General features: G+C 42.4%; 25 protein-coding genes and 1 pseudogene. 7 read left to right on the top strand and 19 right to left on the bottom strand.

Annotated elements, in window-relative coordinates:
• Positions 1-4 precede the first annotated feature (4 nt).
• From T344_RS0126520 to T344_RS29415, 4 genes and pseudogenes are all read left to right on the top strand, one after another.
• Positions 5-277, top strand: coding sequence for a hypothetical protein (locus T344_RS0126520; RefSeq protein ID WP_004627406.1), 273 nt, complete (start codon positions 5-7; stop codon positions 275-277).
• A gap of 309 nt (positions 278-586) precedes the next feature.
• The gene (locus T344_RS0126515; protein WP_027631212.1) at positions 587-1,354 is read left to right on the top strand and encodes an ABC transporter ATP-binding protein; all 768 of its coding nucleotides are present in this window, start codon (positions 587-589) and stop codon (positions 1,352-1,354) included.
• A complete protein-coding gene (locus tag T344_RS0126510) occupies positions 1,347-2,162 on the top strand; it encodes an ABC transporter permease (protein WP_027631211.1) in 816 nt (271 codons plus the stop codon). Before T344_RS0126515 ends, T344_RS0126510 begins: the two co-directional genes overlap by 8 nt.
• Positions 2,163-2,216: 54 nt before the next feature.
• Positions 2,217-3,217, top strand: a pseudogene (locus T344_RS29415) (ABC transporter substrate-binding protein).
• Positions 3,218-3,276: 59 nt separating this feature from the next.
• Here T344_RS29415 and T344_RS0126500 read toward each other — a convergent pair.
• Entirely contained in the window at positions 3,277-4,404 is a 1,128-nt protein-coding gene (locus T344_RS0126500; RefSeq protein ID WP_027631210.1) for an alpha/beta hydrolase family protein, read from the bottom strand.
• Positions 4,405-4,449: 45 nt separating this feature from the next.
• Positions 4,450-4,980 (bottom strand): HXXEE domain-containing protein, encoded by a 531-nt coding sequence (locus tag T344_RS29410; protein WP_051572315.1) that lies wholly within the window; start codon positions 4,978-4,980, stop codon positions 4,450-4,452.
• A gap of 135 nt (positions 4,981-5,115) precedes the next feature.
• On the opposite strand from T344_RS29410, the gene T344_RS31100 reads away from it, so the two are divergent.
• On the top strand, positions 5,116-5,253 hold the full coding sequence (locus tag T344_RS31100) for a hypothetical protein (RefSeq protein WP_154669480.1): 138 nt from the start codon (positions 5,116-5,118) through the stop codon (positions 5,251-5,253).
• Between the two features lie 89 nt (positions 5,254-5,342).
• On the top strand, positions 5,343-5,543 hold the full coding sequence (locus T344_RS0126485; RefSeq protein WP_207641881.1) for a hypothetical protein: 201 nt from the start codon (positions 5,343-5,345) through the stop codon (positions 5,541-5,543).
• Positions 5,544-5,852: 309 nt separating this feature from the next.
• On the opposite strand, the gene T344_RS0126480 is transcribed toward T344_RS0126485, so the two are convergent.
• The 3 genes from T344_RS0126480 to T344_RS0126470 form a co-directional block, all read right to left on the bottom strand.
• Complete coding sequence (locus tag T344_RS0126480) at positions 5,853-6,662, bottom strand: MetQ/NlpA family ABC transporter substrate-binding protein (RefSeq protein WP_027631208.1); 810 nt, start codon at positions 6,660-6,662, stop codon at positions 5,853-5,855.
• A gap of 67 nt (positions 6,663-6,729) precedes the next feature.
• On the bottom strand, positions 6,730-7,389 hold the full coding sequence (locus tag T344_RS0126475; protein ID WP_027631207.1) for a methionine ABC transporter permease: 660 nt from the start codon (positions 7,387-7,389) through the stop codon (positions 6,730-6,732).
• On the bottom strand, positions 7,379-8,398 hold the full coding sequence (locus tag T344_RS0126470) for a methionine ABC transporter ATP-binding protein (protein ID WP_027631206.1): 1,020 nt from the start codon (positions 8,396-8,398) through the stop codon (positions 7,379-7,381). Before T344_RS0126470 ends, T344_RS0126475 begins: the two co-directional genes overlap by 11 nt.
• Before the next feature lie 506 nt (positions 8,399-8,904).
• On the opposite strand from T344_RS0126470, the gene T344_RS0126465 reads away from it, so the two are divergent.
• Positions 8,905-9,351, top strand: coding sequence for an RrF2 family transcriptional regulator (locus tag T344_RS0126465; protein ID WP_004627469.1), 447 nt, complete (start codon positions 8,905-8,907; stop codon positions 9,349-9,351).
• A 119-nt stretch (positions 9,352-9,470) separates the two neighbouring features.
• On the opposite strand, the gene T344_RS0126460 is transcribed toward T344_RS0126465, so the two are convergent.
• From T344_RS0126460 to T344_RS0126390, 14 genes are all read right to left on the bottom strand, one after another.
• Positions 9,471-10,631 carry a trans-sulfuration enzyme family protein gene (locus T344_RS0126460; protein ID WP_027631205.1) on the bottom strand — a complete coding sequence of 387 codons (1,161 nt, stop codon included), beginning with the start codon at positions 10,629-10,631 and terminating at the stop codon, positions 9,471-9,473.
• 13 nt (positions 10,632-10,644) lie between these two features.
• Complete coding sequence (gene larE, locus T344_RS0126455) at positions 10,645-11,466, bottom strand: ATP-dependent sacrificial sulfur transferase LarE (protein WP_027631204.1); 822 nt, start codon at positions 11,464-11,466, stop codon at positions 10,645-10,647.
• Positions 11,467-11,898: 432 nt separating this feature from the next.
• Positions 11,899-14,067, bottom strand: coding sequence for a DNA topoisomerase III (locus tag T344_RS0126450; RefSeq protein ID WP_027631203.1), 2,169 nt, complete (start codon positions 14,065-14,067; stop codon positions 11,899-11,901).
• 218 nt (positions 14,068-14,285) lie between these two features.
• Positions 14,286-15,143 (bottom strand): formate/nitrite transporter family protein, encoded by an 858-nt coding sequence (locus T344_RS0126445; protein WP_034863297.1) that lies wholly within the window; start codon positions 15,141-15,143, stop codon positions 14,286-14,288.
• Positions 15,144-15,347: 204 nt separating this feature from the next.
• Positions 15,348-16,250, bottom strand: a complete 903-nt coding sequence (locus T344_RS0126440) for a hypothetical protein (RefSeq protein WP_027631201.1) — start codon at positions 16,248-16,250, stop codon at positions 15,348-15,350.
• 3 nt (positions 16,251-16,253) lie between these two features.
• Positions 16,254-16,835 carry an RNA polymerase sigma factor gene (locus T344_RS0126435; RefSeq protein WP_027631200.1) on the bottom strand — a complete coding sequence of 194 codons (582 nt, stop codon included), beginning with the start codon at positions 16,833-16,835 and terminating at the stop codon, positions 16,254-16,256.
• A 207-nt stretch (positions 16,836-17,042) separates the two neighbouring features.
• Positions 17,043-17,591 carry a biotin transporter BioY gene (locus T344_RS0126430; protein ID WP_027631199.1) on the bottom strand — a complete coding sequence of 183 codons (549 nt, stop codon included), beginning with the start codon at positions 17,589-17,591 and terminating at the stop codon, positions 17,043-17,045.
• A gap of 134 nt (positions 17,592-17,725) precedes the next feature.
• Positions 17,726-18,613 carry a tetratricopeptide repeat protein gene (locus T344_RS0126425; protein ID WP_027631198.1) on the bottom strand — a complete coding sequence of 296 codons (888 nt, stop codon included), beginning with the start codon at positions 18,611-18,613 and terminating at the stop codon, positions 17,726-17,728.
• Between the two features lie 69 nt (positions 18,614-18,682).
• A complete protein-coding gene (locus T344_RS0126420) occupies positions 18,683-18,877 on the bottom strand; it encodes a CooT family nickel-binding protein (RefSeq protein WP_004627424.1) in 195 nt (64 codons plus the stop codon).
• Positions 18,878-18,983: 106 nt separating this feature from the next.
• Entirely contained in the window at positions 18,984-19,412 is a 429-nt protein-coding gene (locus T344_RS0126415) for a DUF3842 family protein (RefSeq protein ID WP_027631197.1), read from the bottom strand.
• A gap of 56 nt (positions 19,413-19,468) precedes the next feature.
• Entirely contained in the window at positions 19,469-20,230 is a 762-nt protein-coding gene (locus T344_RS0126410) for an energy-coupling factor ABC transporter ATP-binding protein (protein ID WP_027631196.1), read from the bottom strand.
• A gap of 313 nt (positions 20,231-20,543) precedes the next feature.
• A complete protein-coding gene (gene cbiQ / locus T344_RS0126400; RefSeq protein WP_027631195.1) occupies positions 20,544-21,350 on the bottom strand; it encodes a cobalt ECF transporter T component CbiQ in 807 nt (268 codons plus the stop codon).
• Positions 21,351-21,378: 28 nt separating this feature from the next.
• Positions 21,379-22,383: an energy-coupling factor ABC transporter permease gene (locus tag T344_RS0126395; protein WP_027631194.1), complete on the bottom strand. Its 1,005-nt coding sequence runs from the start codon at positions 22,381-22,383 to the stop codon at positions 21,379-21,381.
• 272 nt (positions 22,384-22,655) lie between these two features.
• A complete protein-coding gene (locus T344_RS0126390; RefSeq protein ID WP_162178057.1) occupies positions 22,656-23,075 on the bottom strand; it encodes a pyridoxamine 5'-phosphate oxidase family protein in 420 nt (139 codons plus the stop codon).
• Between the last annotated feature and the right edge of the window lie 25 nt (positions 23,076-23,100).

Here is a 23,100-nt window from a genome sequence, read left to right as displayed (position 1 = left end):
TGACATGAGTATATTTGAAGCACTTATGCTGCTGAGTTTCGGTGCCGCATGGCCCACACAAATTTTTAAATCCTATACCTCCAAAAGTACAAAGGGTAAGAGCGTACTGTTCCTTTACATAGTTATTTTTGGTTATCTTTCGGGTATAGTCCATAAAATATTGTACAGCAGAGATATAGTAATGGTATTGTATATTATCAATCTCCTGATGGTTTCGGCCGATATAGTTTTATACTACCGCAACAGAGCCCTGGAGAAAAAAGCGGAAACATATTGATATTGTTTTGCTTTACAGATAAATTTAATCAGAATCAACTGGTAACGCGAGGACAACTTCATGAAATAAGATGCACGGTTAAAAACAATTTACCGCAATTGTTTTGGGTGCAGCCTTATTTCATGAAGTTAGTACGGAAGTTACCATTTGATATAAAAAAATTACAAAAGTAAAGCAAAATCAAGTCCTCTCTTTATAACCTCATATCCTCAAAAAACAAATCCAAAAGCTTTAACCAAATCCGCCCTCAATTTATATAATATATTAGAAATAATTTAGCGTTCAATTCGTGGCAGGAGATGTTATACGTTGTCTTACATAGTTGAAATTAATAATATCGCTATGAACTACCAGTCACCCAATGGCGAAATACCTGCCATCACCAATGTCAATCTTAAGATAGTAAAGGGTGAGTTCATTTGTATTGTGGGACCAAGCGGCTGCGGAAAATCCACCTTGTTGTCCATCATTGCAGGGCTTTTGAAGCCATCCTCCGGCAGTATCGCCATAAATGGAAAAGAAATATCAGGTACCTGCGAGAAAGTCGGCTATATGCTGCAGAAGGATTATCTCTTTGAATGGAGGACAATTCTTCAGAATGTTATGCTGGGCCTTGAAATACGAAAAATAAAAACAAATGACAATATTGAGTACGTTAACAACCTGTTGAAAACCTATGGTCTGTATGAATTCAGAAACAAGTATCCTTCACAGCTCTCGGGAGGTATGAGGCAGAGGGCGGCCCTCATAAGAACCCTGGCTCTCAAACCTGAAATTCTTCTCCTGGACGAGGCTTTTTCGGCTCTGGATTATCAGACAAGACTTGCAGTTGCAGACGATATTTATTCAATCATCAAAAAGGAAAACAAAACCGCCATTCTTGTTACCCACGACATTGCCGAAAGCATCAGCATGGCCGACCGGGTAATTGTTCTGTCCAGCAGACCGGCAACTATCAAGAGCATACACAATATAAAACTGACCTGTGAAAAAAGGACTCCTTTTTGCAGCAGGGAAGCTCCTGAATTCAGGCATTATTTCAATACCATATGGAAGGAGCTGGATGTACATGTCTAAACATATTGAAATTAATCCTTCAAAGGAAAGAATCCAATACTTAAAAGCACGCAAAAGAAAAAAATTTCTAATCAGCCTTACACAAATAATGCTCCTGATTGTATTTATAGCCCAGTGGGAAATCTGCGCCCGTCTGAAATTAATCGACCCCTTTATAACAAGCCAGCCATCCAGGATTGTTAATACAATCATAAGATTGTACAATGAAGGACAACTTTTCCAGCATATAGGCGTTACCTGTTTTGAAACAATCGTAGGCTTTATTTCAGGCACTCTGCTGGGAACCGCCATAGCCATTATCCTGTGGTGGTCGGAGTTTCTGTCAAAGGTTCTGGAACCCTATCTGGTCATTTTGAACAGTTTGCCTAAAATAGCGCTGGGTCCCATATTTATTGTGTGGTTTGGTGCAGGAACCACCTCAATCATTGTAATAGCCCTGGCAATATCTTTAATAGTATCCATCCTTGAGGTGCTTAACGGCTTCCTGGCAACCGATGAAGAGCAGATAAAGCTTGTTAAAACTTTTGGTGCCGGAAGGCTTCAAATTTTTACAAAAGTTGTTTTACCGGCAAATCTGCCCGTCATAATCAGCTCCCTGAAGATTAACGTGGGCCTCTCGTGGGTTGGCGTTATTGTGGGGGAATTTCTGGTGTCGAAATCGGGCCTGGGCTACCTTATCGTTTATGGCGGGCAGGTTTTCCAGCTGGATCTGGTCATGGCCAGTGTAATAATACTCTGTATTGCGGCAGGAATAATGTATAAAGCCGTAGTTCTCCTTCAGCAGCTTTTTATAAAGAGCCATATATAAAGTAATATCACCCGGTGGAAGCATGCCGCAAAGGCATGCAGATTGGAGGTCAGTTTGAAAAGGTTTTGTCTCATTACGGCAGTGCTTCTATGCGCGGCACTTGTACTGTGCTCATGCGGAGCAGACAAACAGAAGACAAAAATAGTATTAAGTGAAGTGACTCATTCGGTATTTTACGCACCTCAATACATCGCAATCAACAAAGGCTTTTTCAATGACGTTGGTCTCGATGTGGAATTACAGAACGGTCAGGGAGCCGACAAGGTCATGACCGCAATTTTGTCGGGTCAGTGCCAAATCGGCCTGGCAGGCCCCGAAGCAAGCATATACGTCTATAACGAAGGCAAGGAAGATTACGCTGTGGTCTTTGCACAATTAACAAAAAGGGACGGTTCCTTCCTTGTAGGAAGAAATCCCGATGCCGGCTTTAAATGGAGCAACCTGAAGGGTAGGAATGTAATCGGCGGCCGTAAGGGCGGCGTACCCGAAATGACGGTGGAATATGTTCTCAACAAAAACGGGCTTGTCCCGGGAAAAGATGTGGAGGTCGATACCAGCATACAGTTTGCATTGATGGCAGGAGCCTTCACAGGCGGCAAGGGCGATTATGTAACACTTTTTGAGCCCACAGCCTCCATGCTTGAAAAAGAAGGAAGGGGCTATATTCTGGCTTCAGTGGGCCAGGAAAGCGGTGAAATCCCCTATACTGCATACTTTGCCAAAAAGACTACATAGAAAAAAACAGGGATACGGTTCAAAAATTCACCGAAGCCATATACAGGGGGCAGCAGTGGGTTGATTCCCATTCACCGAAAGAGATAGCCGAAACAATAAAGCCCTCGTTCCCCGATACCGATACCGCAATATTGGAGACAGTGGCAAAGAGATATAAGGATATAGACGCCTGGTCCAAAGACCCGGTTATGAAGGAATCCTCCTTTGAACTGCTGCAGACCGTTATGGATGAGGCAGGACAATTGAAGCAAAAAGCACCTTATGATAAAGTTGTTAATAATACCTATGCGGAAAAGGCAATGAAGGACAGCCAAAAGTAATACCGATCCTCCCAGGCAGTAACTGGAATAATTGCTGCCTGGGAGGATTTTTCATGTCATTATTGAACCTGAAAACTATTCAACCAATCCATAATATAGTCTGAAGCCAGACGATGATTTCCGACCTGACAATGCTCCGCACCACCTTCGGCTGCCATGAAAACCCTGCCGGACAAAGTTTTTGCCTTTGTTAGTCCCTGCATTAAGATGTCATAATGAGAGGCCGGTACATAATGGTCGCGTTCTCCTGCAAGCAGTAATACATCACACTGAATGTTTTCCATAATTCCTTTTAATGAATGACGCATCAGGTGGCAATAAAAATCATAGGGATTATCTGTTCCGGTGATATATTGCCCATGAGAAACCGCCCAATTAATAATTAATTCCTTTTTCATCAAAGAGTGAATTATAAGGTTAATAACAGGCTTCACCCTTATTTTGAACAAAAAATCAAGAATTGATTTTGTCCTTTTTGCAATAGGGTTTGTCATACAATCGAAGCCATCATAGAGAATGTCGTAAGCCACTACTCTTGTAATCCGCTTATCAAAAGCGGCGGCACGTAAAGCCAGATATCCTCCCCATGAAATGCCAATTACGCCTATATCCCTCAGCTTAAAATAATCTATAACCGCGCCTACAGGCTTCTCCCACTCCGGCTCAAAAGTAAGTCCTTTTTTAAGGGTCTCACCTTGACCCGGGCCTTCAAAGAGATAAACATTATAGCCGCAATTTGCCCACTCTTTGACTGCCAGGTAAAATTCCTCTATAAAGGAATCATATCCGCCAAATACAATCAGATTGCCTTTCGCGCTATGGGATTTGAATATGAACGTTTTCATTGCAGCACCCTGATATGGTACATATTCAATATCCATCGCTTTATCAGTGCCGATAACCTTATGAAAATTTTTAATGCTTCTCCGATACATTTCCTGTTTTTCGGCGCTATCACGCAGAAAAAATTCGGCCAATCGATAGTAATATGCGGCATGTAATATGCGGTTTTCACTCTCGGCCTGCTCTCCAAGCGCATACCACATCTTATTCCATGTATCCAAATCTGTAATATTGGAGGCTGCATTTTTAACTTCCTCAAAATTACAGGCACAATCTCCATACATCAAGATGCGGTTTATTTGAAAATCCAATTGTTTTATTTGATGCAGCTTTATATATGGCATAGCTTCACCCCACTCACAAAATAATAAGTTATACTTAAACAATACTCATTTCTCTTTGCTTGCATATAAAGACAGCCACTTTCCAAAAGTCTGAATCATTTTTGTCAACCATTTAAAAAATAAAATAAATATGCTCAGGCTCACAAAGCAAGTAATAACCAGTGTACCTATTCCATACGGCAATTGCCTTGTACAGTCATATAGAATGAACAGACATAACGGCATAAAAACAGCGGCTGTTGTAACGCCCGGTGTGTAGTGATGGAAACGGAAACTTAAAATATAATGAATAATAAAATGGATAATGAAGACAAAGAATACGCCATACCAAATCAAATATTTTTGAAAAAAAATAGAAATAAGTGATACTGCCAACAGAATCAAAAATTCGATTAAAACGGCGACAGCTCCTGAATCCGTTGATACCCAATGTGCAAACGGCTTTGATGCCGAAATCTCCAGTAATTTCTTATATTTTCTTTGCCAAACATCCACCATTATGATCTCTTCAAAATCATGGAGCATAAAAATGATAGGTAATGCAAAAGAAATAACTTCCATAGATAAATTTTTCATAAAGCAACCTCTTTTAAAATCGTCACACTTGCGTCTATTTCATTTTTAAGTATAATAAGATGGTATAACAGCGTCAAGATATATGGCTCAATCGCTACATATCGGTAAAATTGTGACGATGAAAGGAAGCTGAAAATGGCTTGTAAAAATAAGGGGAATACTAAAGCACAGCAATCGCAAAAATGGATGAAAGAATCTCTTTTTCAATTGATGCGGGCAAAACCATATGAAGAAATATCCATTCAAAACATTACAGATGCCGCACAATCATAGCGAATATATTTTTTTCCACCATGCAGGGACACTTGGACTTTCTTTTTTTAATCAATCAACATCATATCATGGAGCTTTTTATAAAAGAAATGGATGCATTTCTCCTTCCGCTCCATCTGGAGTTAAGAGGACCCTCAGTTGGCTATGATATTGAATTGGCCCGCATTGCTTTGACTTTCAGTATTGGAGGCTTTGGAAGAATACTCACTTTATGGTTAAATGAAGGTGCTGAAAAAACTCCGGATGAGTTAGCCAAACTAATGGAAAAGGCAATACGGCTTCTCATCTAAACAATTTCACTTCAAAGCAAAAACGCCAGTATCGCCGGTAAAAGAAATGCCCCGGATAATATAAACAGCACATTCGTTATTTTAGTATTGGAGCTTTTTCAACTGCAATTTTCTACCTTTCTATTATAGCAAATGATAAATTCCTCGGTTAATAATATGTAATAAAATTCTATAATAGTTTTATATTAACAACCTTCATGATCTTTGGCAATATAAATACCGGAATTGACTTTAAGTTTCGGCAAACAAAAAAGAGCAAGCTAACTTAAAACACAATTAGCGAGCTCTTTTCAGATATTATCGGGTCAATTAAAATATTGCGACAACCGAACCCTTGTATTTTTCTTCAATAAATTTCTTTACCTTTTCGCTCTGCAATGCTTCTATCAAAGCCTTGATGTCTTCCCTGTTCTCGTCGCCCTTGCGCACGGCTATTATATTGGCAAAAGTCTGGGCTGCAACAGAATCCGCCTCTTCCTTTGCCAATGCGTCAGTAGCAGCATTAAAGCCCGCTTCTATGGCATAGTTTCCGTTTATGACCGCCAGATCCACATCAGGCAATGATCTTGCAAGCTGTGCAGCTTCAAGTTCCTTTACCTGAATATTTTTAGGATTTTCTGTAATATCCTTTACTGTGGCATTCAAACCTGCATCAGGCTTAACTTTTATCAGTCCTATGGTTTCCAGCAGCAGAAGTGCTCTCGCTTCATTTGTGGTATCATTTGGTACTGCAATGGTTGCTCCGTCTGCTATGGCATCAAGTGATTTTGCCTTGCCCGGATATAAGCCAAGCGGCTCATAGTGGATATTTCCCGCCGATACCAGATCGGTCTTGTTTTTTACATTGAAATCATCAAGATACGGCTTGTGCTGGAAGTAGTTTGCATCCAGATTTTTGTCCTGTAAAGCCAGATTCGGCTGAACGTAATCGGTAAATTCCTTGATTTCGAGTTCTATTCCCTTTCCCTTCAAATCATCCACAACCTGCTTAAGTATTTCGGCATGTGGGGAAGGTGACGCTCCCACGACCAGCTTTTTGGTTTGTGAACCGCAGCCTGATAAAACTCCGGCTGCTATAAAACTTAATGTTAAAACCAGAGCCAATAATCTTCTCTTCATTTTGTTGTCCCCCTAATTTTTATGTTTTATTTTTATGCCAATGCAATTTTGTTTATTGCTTTGTTTATCACTTCCGCTTGTCGCGCTTCCTGGCGATCAGCATCCCAACTTCCTGTGCCACCTGTACAACAACTACAAGCAGCGCAACAGTGACTATCATAATGTCCTTCTGATATCTGTAGTAGCCGAACCGGATGGCTATATCACCCAGACCGCCTCCCCCGACTATACCTGCCATGGCACTGTAACCCAATATGGTGGTTGTGGCTATTGCCGCCCCTACTATCAGGGAGGGCACCGCTTCGGGTATCATTACCTTGTATATTATCTGAAAAGGACTGCAGCCCATTGAAACGGCCGCTTCTATAACTCCCTTGTCAACCTCCTTGATGGAGGACTCAACCAATCTGGCTATAAACGGTGCTGCCGCTATTACAAGCGGAACCACGGTAGCTGTTGAACCGATCGTTGTCCCGATGATGAACCGTGTAAAAGGTATAACGGCTATAAGTAAAATGAGAAAAGGCACCGAACGTAAAATATTTACTATGAAATTCAGGACCTTATTCAGTTTCGGCAGCGGCATTATTCCGTCTTTCTCACTGGTCACCAGCAATACTCCCAGAGGGAGCCCGAGCACGTAAGCAAGCAAAGTGGAAAACAGTGTCATGTACAGGGTTTCCAAAAGACCCACCAAAATCATGGTAATGGTTGAACTATCCCACATATCCGTTTACCTCCTCAACTGATAAATCCTGAGATTGCAGGTAACGGATTATCCTGTCGGATACTTCGTCCTCCTGGGGCAGCTGTAATACCAGCTGTCCGAATGCCTTCCCGTCAATATCCTTCATATCGGCAAACAATATATTCACCTGGGCCTTACATTCAAGGATCATCCTTGATATAACCGGGTCAAAGGAGGAACTGCCTTCAAATACAATTCTGCAGCAGCGCCTTCCTATAAGCTGGCTAATCCTTTTTCCGTCCGGAAATACAAGTCTTTGAGCAGCGGCAGTCTTTGGATGTGAAAACACTTCCGAAACCGCTCCTGTTTCAGCAATCCCGCTTTCGTCGATTATGGCCACATGTGTACAGATCTGCTCTATAACACTCATCTCATGAGTTATTATCACTATTGTGATTCCCAGCCTTTTATTTATATCCCTCAAAAGTTCAAGAATCGATTTGGTGGTTGAGGGATCCAGTGCCGAAGTGGCCTCATCACACAGCAACACCTTGGGATTTGTAGCTAATGCCCTGGCTATTGCTATTCTCTGCTTCTGTCCGCCCGAAAGCTGGGAGGGATATGCAGCCGCCTTGTCGGATAACCCGACTATTTCCAGAAGCTCTTTTGCTCTCATCCTTGCTTCATTTTTTTTCATCCCCGAAACTTCAAGCGGAAAAGTAATGTTCTCCTCAGCCGTTCTCTGCATAAGCAGATTAAACTGCTGAAAGATCATTCCCATGGACCTCCTGACTTCCCTCAACTCTCTTTCATTCAGCCGAGACAGGTCTTTTCCGTCCACTACTATTGTTCCGCTTGTGGGCCGCTCAATGTAGTTTATACACCGTACCAGGGTACTTTTACCAGCCCCGCTCATTCCAATGATTCCATAAACCGCGCCTTCCCCTATGGAAAGGTCGATATTCTCCAGGGCTTTTACTTCTCTTTCCTTTGTATGGAATATCTTTGTCAGCGATTTGATTTCTATGATATTGTTTTTCGTATGCATACAACCTCCAGTACTCATAAGCACGCCAAAACCGCCATATAAAACAATAGATGACTGGTTTTGAAGTAGCCGGATAAGCAAACATATTATAAATTACCACAAGCTTAAAGTATCCATATAATTCATATATGTTTTCTGTCGGTTTTCTTTAGTATAGATTACCAACAAATATTTGTCAATATGTTTTTTATAAATCATATATGAATACTATGATAAGTGTGAATTCCCCAAATAAAAGTATATTTGGGATGAACCAGTTTGTCAATGTAATCAGTTTAAAAGGAGTTGACACATATAATTATATATGATTTAATAAAACATATATAATTACTATGACATAATATTCCATAATTATGAGCATACTTAATAATAAATATTACTAAGCAGACTGTAATATTAAAACGTCTATTGTCCCGGAAAAATTTAACCGCCGGCAATATATGAATCCATCCTTTACAGACTGCTGGAATACGGCATAAATCATCCATGCCGGAAATGGAGAATATATGAGGATTTCATCAAAGGGCAGGTACGGCCTCGCAGCAATGATCAGCGTTGCCCAGCTGGGAAGTACCGGTGAGTTTGTTACAGTTATAAGCATTGCGGAAAAACTGGGTATTTCAAAAATATATCTTGAACAGGTCTTTTCCCTGCTGAAAAGATCAAAGCTTGTCACATCCATAAAAGGTTCACAGGGTGGCTACCAGCTTTCAAAGCCATCTGAAAAGATTACTGTTCTGGAAATATTGCAGGCTGTTGAAATAAGCCTGTTTGAAAAAACAGAGCGTTCCGTTTCGGATGAAGCAATGGAAATCGAGAGTTCTTTAAAAAATCTTATATGGGATAACCTGGACAATGCTGTGGTTACCACCTTGGGAAAAGTTACCCTGAGCGACCTTGTTGCCGAAGCTGACAAGGCAAAAAGCGGAGAAGAATTTATGTTTTACATTTAGCAGATATATTTAGCAGGCATATTTATTATGCCTGCTTTTTTGTTTATATCTATTCACATTTAAATTTATGGTTTACTGCCTTTTATCACTCTTTTCTTACTCTTCTCTCAATTTGTCTCTTATTCCAGCGCCTGTTCCAGATCGGCTATCAGGTCCTTAACATTTTCGATCCCCACTGAAAGTCTCAGCAGCCTGTCATTTACACCCAGCCTGTTCCGGATCTCTTCGGGTACCGCAGCATGTGTCTGCAGCATTGGGTAGGTTATCAGACTCTCCACTCCTCCCAGGCTTTCCGCAAACATGATGACCTTTATCCTGCCGAGTACCTTTTCCACCAGCTCAGCCGAGGCCACCTCGAAGGAGATCATGGCACCGAATCCCGAAGCCTGCCTTAAGGATATTTCATAACCTTCGTGCTCCGGCAGGCCCACATAATATACCCTTTTTACATTTTTATTTTCTTTCAGCCACTTGGCAAGTTCCATGGCGTTTTGCTGCTGCCTGTCAAGTCTTATGCCCAGTGTTTTTATCCCTCTCAGCAGCAGCCAGCTGTCAAAGGGTGCCAGTACCGCACCCTCGGATTTCTGAATAAGCTTCAGCTTTTCTGCCAAAACATCGTCTTCCAGGATCACAAAGCCTGCCAGAGTATCGTTATGGCCTCCCAGATATTTTGTTCCGCTGTGAATAACAATATCCGCCCCCAGCTCCAAAGGTCTCTGGCAATACGGAGTCAGAAAAGTGTTATCCACTATGAACAAGGAATTCCTGGACTTGGCCAATTGGGCGATCAAACCTATATCGGCCACTTTCATTATGGGATTTGTAGGTGTCTCTATAAAAACAGCCGCCGTATTGGCCTTATATTCCTTTTCTATGGCTTCTATTCCGCTGGTGTCCACATAGCTGAACTCCAGCCCGTAGTTTTTGTAAACCTCTTCAAATATTCTGTAAGTGCCCCCGTAGAGATCATCCGAAACAATTATATGCTGTCCGGGAGAAAACATTTTTAGTACCGAAGATATGGCAGCCATGCCGCTGGAAAAAGCAAAACCATATTTGCCGTTTTCCAATATGGCCATTGTGTTTTCCAATTCTTCACGGGTCGGATTCTGAAGTCTGGAGTAATCGTAACCGGTTGTCTGGCTCAATCCCGGATGCCTGAAGGTGGCACTCTGATATATCGGAAAGCTTATGGCACCGGTATGTGAATCATAACCTTTGCAGCCATGCACTACTTTGGTATCCATTTGTGTTGTGTTTTGACAGTCATTTGGTTCCATACATACCTCCGGATCATTTCTTTTCTTCCTGGCTCAGTCCTTCATTCATGCTTCCAGTCCTGTATCCCTTTAAATCCAGAGCTGTGTACATAAAACCTATGTTTTTGAATTCCGTATATATTTTTTCCCTTGTGGCAGGTTCAATTATTTTTTCAAAGCTATCCTGAGTTACTTCTATTCTGGCAATATCCTTGTGGAATCTTACCCTTACCTGTTTAAAGCCTAAATCCAGCAAAAATTGCTCTGCCCGGTCTATCATTTGAAGTCTTTCCTTAGTGATTTTTTCTCCGTAGGGAAATCTTGAGGACAGACAGGCAAATGCCTGCTTATCCCAGGTATTAAGTCCCATTTCCTTTGAGAGGGTCCGTATTTCTTCCTTTGTCAGCTGTGCTTCCTTCAGGGGGCTGATTACTCCATGTTCGCGTACAGCCTGCATTCCGGGTCTGAAATCACCCAGGTCGTCCACATTCGAACCTTCAAAAATATACTCCATACCCTCTTCATCGGCAACTGCCTTTATTTTTTCATAAAGCTCGTTTTTACAAAGGTAGCACCTGTTGACCGGATTATCCGAAAACCCTTCCACATCAAGTTCTTCCGATATGATAACCCTGTGGCGGATTGAATTTTGTTTGGCGAATTCCTTGGCTTCACGCAATTCCCTTTCAGGGTAGGTCGACGAATGAGCAGTAATTGCTACAACCTTGTCCCCGAGCACCTCTGCTGAAACCTTAAGCAGGAAGGTTGAGTCAACACCGCCTGAAAAAGCCACGGCAGCACTGTTTCGCTTCTTTATTATATTTTTTAGATTTTCCAGTTTATCATGTACGCTCATTTTATTTACTCCTTTAATTTATATATATACTTATTAAAGCACCAATAAATTCCTAGTATTCCTATGTAAATTATTAAGATGATACTATAAATTTGTTGCCATTGTCAATTGCAAAAGCAACCAAAAAATAATATGCATAGAAAAATATTATTATGGTGCTCCCGTACAAACATCAATAAATGGTGCTCACAAAGTACACACCTGAAATTTGTACAGCTTACCCCAAGTGTTTTTGCTGTCGCAGAACACTCGACATCGTGTCTCGGGTTGCTGCTCAAATCGGCTTCCTGCCGATTTGCCAGCTAAAACACTTGGGGTTTCGCCTACAATTTCAGGCATGTACTTTTAATGGAGCATCCACTTATTGATGTTGTACTCGCGCACTATAATTAATATAATCCATGGATTTGTCCGCGCATTAACTTATAGTCACTATTTCTTCCACTTGGCCAGTGCATCGGCAAGTGCGGAATTAATAGGCTCTGCGGCATCCTGCTGACTCATGAACCTGGCAACCTCTCTTTTGTCCACCTGGTCTCCCTTGCGCTTTTTAAAGGCATCCAGCTTTTCCCTGTACCCGCAGGCGCAGTAAAAAGACTTGTTGTCACCCTCCCCGCGGATCTCCATTTTCTTATGGCATTGGGGGCATCTGGCATTGGATACCAGGGTCACCGTTTTTCTGTAACCGCATTCCCTGTCGGGGCAAACCAGCATTTTACCCTTCTTGCCGTTAACCTCCAGCAGATATTTCCCGCACTCTGCGCATTTCTCCCTGGTGACGTTGTCATGCCTGAACTGCTCCGAGTTTGCTATTACCGCACCTACCAGTTTTGAGGCATAGCTCTTCATATCACCCACAAATGCAGCCGAGCTCACCCTGCCTTTGCTTATCAGCGCAAGCTGCTGCTCCCACTTTGCTGTGAGCTCTGGTGATTTGAGATCCTCCGGAACAAGGCCCACAAGCTGAATCCCTTTTGAAGTGGGGTGGATTTCCTTTCCTCTGCGCTCTATATAGAAGGTATTGAACAATTTCTCAATTATATCGGCCCTTGTGGCAGGAGTTCCCAAACCACTGGTGCTTTCCAGGGTTTCCTTCAGGGCCTTGTTGTCAACAAACTTTCCCGGGTGCTCCATAGCTGACAGCAGTGTGGCCTCGTTATACCTTGCAGGAGGCTTTGTCTTTCCGTTTACTGCTTTAGGAGAGAGCACCTTTGCTTTTTGCCCTTTTTGAATCTCAGGCAGTGACTGGTCATCCTCCTCTTCCTCACCGTCTTCCTCCAGCTTTCCAAAGCCCTCGTAAACTGTTTTCCAGCCCCAGGCCCTGACTATTTTGCCCCTGGCGGTAAAGTTTTCTCCTGCCAGGTCGAGCCTTACGGTGGTCTGCTCATACTCAAAGGGGCTGCTGAGAACTGCTATGAAGCGCTTTACAATCAAATCGTAAATGTTTCTTTCCTCGGTGCTGAGAGCAGACAGGTTGACATACTGCTCAGTAGGTATGATGGCATGATGATCCGAAACCTTGCTGTTGTCAACAAAGCGCTTTGTCACACTGAGTTTGTTCCTCAGAATACCCTGCACCGGTCTGGCATATGGTCCCACTGCAATACTTCTCAACCTTTCTGCAAGTGTGGGCACAATATCCTCGGTTATATACCTGGAATCAGTTCTGGGGTATGTGACCAGCTTGTGGGTCTCATACAGCTTCTGCATTATATTCAAGGTCTGCTTTGCGGAATAGGAATACTTTCTGTTGGCATCCCTCTGCAATTCCGTAAGGTCATAGGCCAAAGGCGGCAGTTCCTTCTTCATATCCTTCCTGACTTCAACAATCTCACCGGTCTGTCCGGTTATTTTCCTGACAATTCCGTCTGCCTGTTCTTTGCTGAAGGTACGGGTCTGGTTTGTAGCCCTGTCCTGCCACTGAACCGTAAAGCCGTTAAATTGCGCCGTAATGGTCCAGTAGTCCTTCGGAACGAATTTTCTGATTTCCTCCTCGCGCGCCACAATCATGGCAAGCGTGGGAGTCTGTACTCTCCCGGCAGACAGCTGGGCATTGTATTTGCAGGTGAGCGCCCTGGTCACGTTGAGGCCTACCAGCCAGTCGGCTTCCGATCTGCTCTGAGCCGAGTAGAAAAGATTGTCGTACTCCCGCGCCGGCTTCAGATTTGCAAAACCCTCCCTGATGGCCTTGTCTGTCTGGGAGGAGATCCATAACCGTTTTATAGGCTTTTTGAAGCCGGCCTTGAGGATTATCCACCTGGCGACAAGCTCTCCCTCTCTCCCCGAATCTGTGGCAATTACCAGCTCGTCAACATCCTCCCTGTGCATAAGGGCCTTTACGGCACCAAACTGTTTTGAGGTCTGCTTTATGACAACCAGTTCCATTTTGTTGGGAAGCATGGGCAGATCCTCCAGGTTCCAGGCCTTATACTTATTGCCATAAGCTTCCGGATCTGCCAGAGTCACAAGGTGGCCCAGCGCCCAGGTCACAATATATTTTGAACCCATGATACAGCCGTTTCCATTTTGATTGCAGCCTAAAACCTTTGCCAGATCCCTGGCAACCGAAGGTTTTTCGGCAAGTACTAAAGTTTTTCCCATCTATGTGTAAACCTCTCAATCTATTAAATTTCCAACAATACTAAATGCTCTTTATTATTTTAACATATATACTTCATTTATTCATGCAAACATGACAAAAGGCGCCGAAACAAGTCCATAATTCCACTGTTTCCGCGCCCTGGCATTTAATATATCAAATGTATTGTACCGGAGGATTTTAACCGCCGGCAGTGTATGAATTCAGATGTTACAAGCCTCTAGTTCTTTCTGAACAGGTAGACAAACCAGTATGCCATTCCGGTAAATACGACTCCTCCCACAAGATTTCCCAGAGTGACTGGAATCAGGTTGTGGGTGAAAAAGCTGCCCCAGGTCAGATGACTTATCTTTTCGGGTGTTACCCCGAGGGAAATGGCATTTTTAACCCATTCCGGATTGGACTTTGCAAGTATACCCGCCGGAATATAGTACATGTTTGCCACACAGTGCTCAAAGCCTGAGGTTATAAACAGCCATATGGGGAAGAATATGGCCAGAAGCCTTCCCGTCATATCCTTTGAACCATAGGCCATCCATACTGCCAGAGATACCAGCCAGTTACACAATATGCCCATGATAAAGGCTTTTGAAAAACTCAGGGATACCTTATAGGCTGCGGTTTTGATAGTGAAGCCGCCCAGGAGTCCTCCTGTGAAGTCAAGCTGCCCCGACATGAAAACAAGCCAGGCTATCAGCACCGCTCCCATAAAGTTACCTGCATATACCGTAATCCAGTTCTTCAGCATACTCCCGAGAGTTATTCTCTTTTGAGCCAGGGCGGCCACCATCAGGGTATTTCCGGTAAAGAGCTCGCTTCCCGCAACAATCACCATCATAAGCCCTGTTGTAAATATTGCTCCTGCCAGAGTTTTACCGACACCCGCCCAGGGGATGTTGTATATTGCGGCATTCGAGCCTTCCGAGGCAAACGCAATGAAGGCCCCCGCAAGTATTCCGAGTACAAAAAGTCTGGAGACCCTGGTATTGGCTTTTTTATATCCGTTTTCAACCGTCTGCTCAGCTATTTGATCAGGTGCCAGTATATTAAAATTTTTGTATGTATCATTATCCGGCATACTATTATTTTACCCCTGCTTTTTCGTATAAGTATTTTAATTAAGCTACAGCTTTAATTGTAGTGTCTAAGTTATTATACCAAATAATAAAAATATTTAAATAGTGGTCTTACTCATCCCAGAAAATACAATCTGGCAGCCTGCTCTTTCAGTGAATTTGAATTTACAGCAAATTGAGTCTAGAAATAACCTGCTGTTGTCCCGTCATGGTTGTGCGGCTTGAAATTTTGAAGCCAGCCTGACAGCATCTTCTTTGGAAAAGTCATCTCCGGCAAGTGATGTCAAGGTATAATAAACATTATTGTTTACCCAGTAAAGCAAAGAGGTGTCTTCAATATCAGGTTTGACCGACATATTTGCCTCACCGGCTTTTTCAGGATAGTCGGCAAATATGGTCTCGCACCAAAACCCTTTTATATCACCTATTATAATTTCTTCTGCCTTTTTACAGTCAGGCGGGGTGCTGAACTGTTCCGGAAATGCATAGATATAAATGCTTTTATTCCCTTTTTTATAGCTCCCCGAAACAAACCTGAACGGAGAATAACCGGCTAATTTTGAGAATTCCTGTTGATTTACAATTGCTTTATTAAGTTGCTGCCTTATTTTGGGTATAGAGTCATAGGAAAGTTTCTTCCACAAGGCTGCATGGAGAGCGCGGCATTCAAGGTCAAAACCAGCCAGCGTTTCCGGATACATTACCTTATAACCGATTATTTCGCCTAATTCAGCATCACTTTTTGCAGTATTATATCCCTCAGATATTGTAAAATAGTCTTCATCGGCCGGTTTTTGAACTATTTTTACATCATTACCGCTTCCTTCAACAACAAAAATCGTTTTTATGCCGTTTAAAGCATTCAGTGCAGAGGCCCTGACAGTACTTGAGGAACTTATTAAAATTGTGATTGCACATAAAATACTGCAAACCGCAATGGTGACCACCCTTTTAAAGTCTATACAACTGAAGCTGAACCAAAAGTCCCTTTTCTTATTGCTTTTAACTAAAATCTTTTTTAATTTTAAAAAATTATTATTAATATCCCTGTCGGAAGTATTCACATCTTCCTCTAGAATATCTTTTAATAAAACATCTAATTCTTCCATAATTTACGCCTCACCTTCCATCAAATCCAGACTTTTACCCACATCCTCATAGTAGGAGGAAAGCTCTTTTTTTAAAATTTTGCGTGCCTTAAAGAGCCTTGACTTAACTGTGCCCTCAAAACAATCCAATACCTTTGAAATTTCCTTAACCGACATATCATTGTAGTAATATAAAATCAGTACCGTTTTCAGCGGTAATTTTAGTGTTTGTATCTTCTGGCGTATCAGCAGTTTACCGGTTATTAAATCAAACGGATTATATTCATTACTCTTGACTGGGTCACCGCAATCTAAATTGGCAGAAAAACTTTCAACATATGAATTTTTCTGCTTTTTAGTAATTCGCCAGCTTGCTCTTACTACAATTCTGTAAAACCAGGTATTGAAGGTTTGAGGATTCTTTATATGTTTGATAGACCTATAGCAAATAATAAACGCCTCTTGTACGATGTCCTCGGCAATATTTTTCTGCCCTGAAATAATATAGGCTGTTCCATAGGCCTTATTGTAATATAGTTTGTATAGTTCCTCGAAGCATTCTAAATCACCCATCCGGCAGTGATTTACAATGTCATTTAGTTGCAAGTAATCATCCCCTTTGTTATTCCTTAACATGTGTTAACACATAATATATGAGACAAGAAGTGCTAAAATGGTTCATTTTTTAACTTATGTTTATAAACCGTAGAAAAAAATCGGTTAAACCAACAAGTTAAATGGAGTGCTGCAGAATGAAATTACTTTCATTTTACAGCACTCCATTTAACTTTGCATATTCATTACTTCTTTTATTTATCTGTTAATTATGTCTTTAACAGCCGGAATCAGTTTGACTCCAATAAGAGCCGCAAGATAGCTCTTTAGAATATCACCGGGCACCGTCAACAGAAATCCCCCGTACAGTACCTTTGACAAAGGAGTTTCAGCTCCCAGGTAGAGATTCTTTATCAAATACAGGTAGGGAACTCCTATGGCATATATTATCAGAACACCGAAAATATTAATCAAAAATAGCTTTAAAACCGAGAGTTTTGTCAGGCGCTCAGAGAGCTTTCCTGTTACAAAGGCACAGACAATCAAACCTGCCAGATAACCGAAAGTTGGGTTGAGAACATAGCCGGGGCCTCCTCCCGCCGTGAAAACCGGCAGACCAATCAGTCCTACTGCAATATAGACTATCTGGGAGAGCAAGCCCAGCCTGGCCCCCAGCAGGATGCCTGAAAGCAGGCAGAAGAACACCTGAAGTGTCAGGGGGACATATGGTAAAGGAATCCTTATAAACGCGCCTATAGCCGTCAAAGCGGCAAATAATCCTGCAAAAATAATATGTTTTGCTTTCATTGGTTAACCTCCGATATGTAAATTATATTGGTATTGTAAACCAATATAAGCCCTATTGTCAACCAAAACATTAACTTCCGGTTGACAATAGGGCTTATATTACATTTTAACGCAACAGAACGATTTATTTTCAATCAGGATACGGTTGCTTTAAAGTGCTCCTTATACAATTTCAAATCCCTTAAGGGGTCCAGTTCCCTGTCATTCCACATGTATTCTTCAAGCTCGCGGCTCATGTCTGCGGCAATTATCAAATCTTTCACAGCCAGGTCATACATATCCAGATGCACGTAAAAGCATGCCCTGTTATAATACAGAAAGGATGCCTCCGGCACATACTTTATACCTTTGGATATTACTTCAACAGCCTTTTGATAATCTTTCTCCTCCAGATGTATCAGAGACAGGTTCAAATATGTGTAGGAATACCTGGGATTTCTCTCCAGCGACTGCCGGTAATATTCTACAGCCTTCCTGGGATACCCCAGCCTGTTCATAATCACTCCGGCGTTAAAAAGAGCTTTGAAATGCTCGGGCTCCAGTTCAAGGCCCTTGCGTATTGCAGCCAAAGCCTTATCATACTGCCCGGTTTCCTCATAGACCGCCGCCAGGTTGTTGAAGGCCCAAAAGTGAGTGGGATCAAGTTCAGCCGCTTTTTCGTAATATTGGGCGGCTTCCTGCTTCTGTCCGTTTTCGTCGAAGGCGTTGGCCATAAAGAAATAAGCTTTGGAATAGTAAGGGTCAAGCTCTATGGCTTTTTGGTAGAACTCGATGGCCTTACTGAATTCTCTGTTATCGTCATAAATAATGGCCAGTCCGTAGTACGCCCTAGCCTCATTGGGATTAATTTCAATTGCTTTTTTATAGGACTGCACCGCCTGGTCCTTCATTCCGAGTATATCCAGATTGATAGCTATATCCAGCAGGATTTCAATGAAATCAAAATTCAAACCCTTTTTCAGGTAGATATCAATTGCCCTGTTGTATAAGCCCAGTGAGAGCCTCGGAAAATTATTGACCAATACTCCCGCCAATAAGTATAAAAATTTAAAAGTAAAAAGATTCAAATTCATCACTGTCCTGTGCATTAGTTAGTCTAGATTCTCCAGTATTATTCTATGTTCCACCAGTTCCATCAGTTTTATCCTTGCCCTTAGGGTTTTTCTTTCACTGTAAATGTTTTCAAGTGTAATTCCGTTTTCATCCGGAATCACCTTATCCACCGAATCCAGGATCAATTCCTCTTTCCCTGTTTCATCTACAAGGTATACATTTGCTTCACACATATTAACCTCCTAAGCCATGTATGGCTTTGAGCCGCATAGCGGCCACAAAATGTAATGAAAACCTATATCCTTTATCGCAATGTGGCGAATAAAGGAGGTTAACTGGTCAATTCCTGCGGGGTATGTCCCCCAGCAATTTTCCCACTATTGCAATGGCATCGTCTATGTAATGGGGAAGTGGTTCCTCTTTTATGCCGGCAACCAATATATTGCATCTGTTAAGGGGAATCAGCACTTTTGCCGCATCACTTTCCGATATTGCCCTAGCCATTGCAGGTGTCAGTTCTCCCAGCATGGAATTAGCACATACTATCCCTATCGAACCTATAATTATATCAACCTTCGGAGCATTGTACACAATGGCATTTTCCCCCGAAGCTCCTTCATTTGCTCCGGCCTTCAGCATCAGAGATGCTGCCAGTGCATTGGTGCCCATGGCCAATATACCGATGTCATTTCCAAAGGCAATACGAAGTTTTTCTACAATAAGCTTGCCTACTCCTCCGCCCTGCCCGTCTATAACCGCTATTCTCATCTTCTCTCCATTTCTTTTTCAGGTGAGCACTGATTACCTAAATTCATATTATAATATCAAATTGCTTTTGACGACCGGCATACAGGACAATTCTGGAGTGCCAGAGGTATTTCAAGGCCGCATTCCTCCATCAGCTTTTCATTGCTCAATATTTCTCCGGTATTGCCGTCGGCTGCTATTTTACCCTGTTTCAGAACAATTGTCCTTGTACACATATCCATAATCATATCAAGATCATGACTTGTAATTATCTTTGTATGGCTGAAGCCTTTCAGGATATTCATTATTTTTCTTCTTGCCCTGGGGTCCAAAGATGCAGTGGGTTCATCCATAATCAATATATCGGGCTTCATTGAAATAACTGCCGCAATGGCAGCCAGACGCTTTTCGCCCCCCGAGAGCTTATAGGGAGGTCTGTCCTTCAGATGGATAATTCCCACCTCTTCGAGAGCTTCCATTACTCTCCGATCGACCTCTTCTTCATCCAGCCTGTAATTTCTGGGGCCAAAGGCAACATCATCATATACCGAGGTCATAAACAGCTGGTCGTCTGGTTCCTGGAAAACCAGACCAACACTTCTTCTCACCTCTGGCAGGGTCTTTTTATTAACCGGCAGATCTCCCACTCTAACCGTTCCCTTCTGAGGAAACTGTATTCCTGTCAAAACAGATAAAAGAGTGGATTTTCCCGCTCCGTTGGCACCCACTATTCCAACAGACTCACCGTGGCCAAGCAGGAAGGAAACATTGTCCAGAGCCTGATGTCCGTCGGCGTATGAGAAGCTTACCTCTTTAAGTTCAACTTTATGATGGCTCATAATCTTCCTTTCACTGCTCGAAATTTATATCATCCTTAATTTTAAACAATCGCAGATAACTAATCAATAATAATTGAAAACTTTATAATTATCCCACACATCCATCCGGAATATTTATCGGAAACCTGCACCCGGGAATATGCAGCAATTAAAAAATATATCCAAATCTGGACAAAATAAAAAGCAAAGCATTGCTCCTTGCCTTCTGTTTGATATTTGCCTTATTTTTGATGAGATATATTGCTGGAAAACACCAGTCCAAATGGGTTCCGCCTTGTCCCGAGAAAATTTTCCCCGCCGGACCCTATACGTTTTAGCTGTTCCCGGCCACCAGTGCCGAAATCAGGAGCGGTATATTGTATATGCGCACTGCCGCAATAAATGCCAGCCACAGCGTAAAATAAGCCACATCCCCGGTCTTTACCCGCTTTCCGGCCACAGAATTATACCTGCCGTTGTAGCCCTTCAGAACCATTGACTGATAAATGGTCTGAGCACGGTTATAAGTTCTTATCAGCAGCTGCCCTACCATGGAGCCCCAGACTCTTACCCTCACTCCGGATTGACCGGGAGCCCTCATATAGTATGCTTTCAGCAATCTGCCCGCTTCATCCATAAGCACAAAAATATACCTGTAGGTCAATAGGAACAACAGCACGAACACTGACGGGACCTTTAACAGGCTTAAGGTTTTGGCAATATCATCTATGCCTGTGGTAGCAATCAGCAGGAAGCCTGCCGTCACCATCAGGGTGCTCCTGATGACCAATGAAAAAAAGGTAAGCCACCCCCCCGACACCACAAAGCCGCCTATTTCAACCAAACTTTTATCAAAAACCGGATTGAGTATTCCGGTAATTACTATAAAGGGTTCTATAAAAAGAACCCTTTTAAAAATTTTACTTAACGGAATATCACATACCAGTATAATTACCACAGGGTAAAGGATAAAAGGCAGAAGTCCGATAACCTCATATCTGCTGAAGGAGGCGAGGACGCAAATATAAACCAATGTCAGGATCAGTTTGAAAAGAGGATGAATATTATTTACAGGATTTTTCTGTTTTGAAAGCTCGTCAATATGCTTTACTTCCATTACCGAACCTATTATATCTGCCATCTGCGTCTCCATCTCCACACGAGGCTGATCATCCGATCCGCCCCGGCTTCCTTCTCTTAAAGTATTTTATCACAAAGCCTATCAGCACGATCACTCCAAGTGTGATTCCCGAACCCACTATACCTGAAACCACCGTACCGGCAGCTTCACCGCCTGTGCCCGGCTGACTTTTGAAACCATAATCCGGAAGAATAGCCGTCTTTTCCTGTGCTTTTTCAAGTGCTTCATGTACCTGTGAATTTCCCTGGAGCTCCGCTCCCATTACCTTTCCCACTGACCATTCCAGGCCGTCGGGATTTGCCGAAGCAAACAGGGATACTATTCCGCCCAGAACAAGGGCTGCCGCCAGAAAACCTATTATAATTGTCTTATTGCTTTTCCTGCTGCCATTTGGGACAGCTTCTCCCACAATATCGGGTCTTACCTTCAGGACAAAGGATACTACTGCCGCCGTGACAATTCCCTCCACAAGCCCTATTGCAAGATGTATTCCCTGCATGACTCCCGCGAACTGTGAAAAGGGCAATTCGGTTTTCCCCGACAGCAGGGTTTCCAGCACAACACTGAAGGCCCCCAGCTGAAGACCTATAATGCTTGCTGTAATACTTCCGATGATTACTCTTGTCCTTGACATCCTGGCCCTGGTAATAAATTTATATATAAGGGGATATGCAATAAAGCAGGCATAAAAGCCCATATTTATCAAATTGCAGCCATAGGCCAGATAGCCCCCGTCGGCAAAAAACAAAGCCTGTATGAGCAGTATTGCAGCCATGGATAAAAATCCCGCGTAAGGCCCTAACAGTATTGCCAGCAGCAGGCCCCCGCCCAGATGTCCGCTGGAACCGGTCCCCGGTATGGTAAAATTGATCATCTGCGATGCAAAAACAAAGGCTGCCATTACACCCATCAAGGGAAGCTTTTTCTCATCCATTTCCTTTACTTTTTTGATTGAAACAGCTGCTACTCCCACAGCTGCAGCCAGCATTGTACCTCCGACCTCCGGAGATATCAAAACGTCTCCCATATGCATAATAAAACTCTCCTCAAAATAATATTAGACCCAAAAGGGTTAGTCTGCTAGCCCTTCATGGGTCTAATTGAGTTTTAACACTTGGAATTTTTAAAAAAAATCAAAATTACAAACCTGTTAACCACCGTATCTGTAAAAATATCCTTTTGCAATTGAGACCTTCCTGATCTCATTTTCATAGTTATTCTATAATAAAATTTTTTTCATGTCAAACGAACAATTTTTATTGACTCATGACTTTACTAAAAAGATTATTTTTATGTAAGCAGGAGTTATTCAATGTCAAAATCATAGTTCTTAAGGCCATGATAGTAGTTAGCCTTATGCGCCGTGAATTTCACCAGCGCAAAATCAGGATCATAGCAGCCTAACGGGTAATACATTTTCATTTCCTCGGTCCAAAAACTTTTCCTTTTTTCGTCATCATAGGAGATTTGGGCAATGCCTGTGAGCATCAAGCCTTCAAAGGTCGCTTCATCAAAAAAGTACAGGCTTGCATTGGGATTATCCTTTATTTGCTGCACTCTTTTTGACGAGGTATTCGAACAAAACCAAAATTCCTTCAAGCCCACGGCCTGAGTTTTTATCATGGCTTTTTGCTGGGGTATGCCGCTCTTTTCGACTGTCCCCAAAACTCCTGTAAAACTCCTATCTACCAGAGCAACGGCTTTTTCAAAAATCATACTGTTCATCAATTGCACCTCCAGGTTCATCTCA

It is taken from the genome of Ruminiclostridium cellobioparum DSM 1351 = ATCC 15832 (assembly GCF_000621505.1).
Taxonomy (GTDB): Bacteria; Bacillota; Clostridia; order Acetivibrionales; family DSM-1351; genus Ruminiclostridium; species Ruminiclostridium cellobioparum.
Note: the sequence above shows the minus strand (reverse complement) of the source record. Positions and strands in the feature narration are given on the sequence as shown.

Bases quoted from the DNA above. Each gene is read 5' to 3' on its own strand.
- T344_RS0126440 (WP_027631201.1), bottom strand. From the start codon at position 16,250: ATGGAAGAATTAGATGTTTTATTAAAAGATATTCTAGAGGAAGATGTG.
- T344_RS0126475 (WP_027631207.1), bottom strand. From the start codon at position 7,389: ATGTGGGATAGTTCAACCATTACCATGATTTTGGTGGGTCTTTTGGAA.
- larE (WP_027631204.1), bottom strand. From the start codon at position 11,466: ATGAGCGTACATGATAAACTGGAAAATCTAAAAAATATAATAAAGAAG.
- T344_RS0126395 (WP_027631194.1), bottom strand. From the start codon at position 22,383: ATGCATATGGGAGACGTTTTGATATCTCCGGAGGTCGGAGGTACAATG.
- T344_RS0126410 (WP_027631196.1), bottom strand. From the start codon at position 20,230: ATGAGCCATCATAAAGTTGAACTTAAAGAGGTAAGCTTCTCATACGCC.
- T344_RS0126485 (WP_207641881.1), top strand. From the start codon at position 5,343: ATGGATGCATTTCTCCTTCCGCTCCATCTGGAGTTAAGAGGACCCTCA.
- T344_RS0126415 (WP_027631197.1), bottom strand. From the start codon at position 19,412: ATGAGAATAGCGGTTATAGACGGGCAGGGCGGAGGAGTAGGCAAGCTT.
- T344_RS31100 (WP_154669480.1), top strand. From the start codon at position 5,116: ATGGCTTGTAAAAATAAGGGGAATACTAAAGCACAGCAATCGCAAAAA.
- T344_RS0126445 (WP_034863297.1), bottom strand. From the start codon at position 15,143: ATGCCGGATAATGATACATACAAAAATTTTAATATACTGGCACCTGAT.
- T344_RS0126450 (WP_027631203.1), bottom strand. From the start codon at position 14,067: ATGGGAAAAACTTTAGTACTTGCCGAAAAACCTTCGGTTGCCAGGGAT.
- T344_RS0126460 (WP_027631205.1), bottom strand. From the start codon at position 10,631: ATGGAACCAAATGACTGTCAAAACACAACACAAATGGATACCAAAGTA.
- T344_RS0126470 (WP_027631206.1), bottom strand. From the start codon at position 8,398: ATGCATACGAAAAACAATATCATAGAAATCAAATCGCTGACAAAGATA.
- T344_RS0126500 (WP_027631210.1), bottom strand. From the start codon at position 4,404: ATGCCATATATAAAGCTGCATCAAATAAAACAATTGGATTTTCAAATA.
- T344_RS0126480 (WP_027631208.1), bottom strand. From the start codon at position 6,662: ATGAAGAGAAGATTATTGGCTCTGGTTTTAACATTAAGTTTTATAGCA.
- T344_RS29410 (WP_051572315.1), bottom strand. From the start codon at position 4,980: ATGAAAAATTTATCTATGGAAGTTATTTCTTTTGCATTACCTATCATT.
- T344_RS0126510 (WP_027631211.1), top strand. From the start codon at position 1,347: ATGTCTAAACATATTGAAATTAATCCTTCAAAGGAAAGAATCCAATAC.
- cbiQ (WP_027631195.1), bottom strand. From the start codon at position 21,350: ATGGCAGATATAATAGGTTCGGTAATGGAAGTAAAGCATATTGACGAG.
- T344_RS0126420 (WP_004627424.1), bottom strand. From the start codon at position 18,877: ATGTGTGAAGCAAATGTATACCTTGTAGATGAAACAGGGAAAGAGGAA.
- T344_RS0126390 (WP_162178057.1), bottom strand. From the start codon at position 23,075: ATGAACAGTATGATTTTTGAAAAAGCCGTTGCTCTGGTAGATAGGAGT.
- T344_RS0126465 (WP_004627469.1), top strand. From the start codon at position 8,905: ATGAGGATTTCATCAAAGGGCAGGTACGGCCTCGCAGCAATGATCAGC.
- T344_RS0126430 (WP_027631199.1), bottom strand. From the start codon at position 17,591: ATGAAAGCAAAACATATTATTTTTGCAGGATTATTTGCCGCTTTGACG.
- T344_RS0126520 (WP_004627406.1), top strand. From the start codon at position 5: ATGAGTATATTTGAAGCACTTATGCTGCTGAGTTTCGGTGCCGCATGG.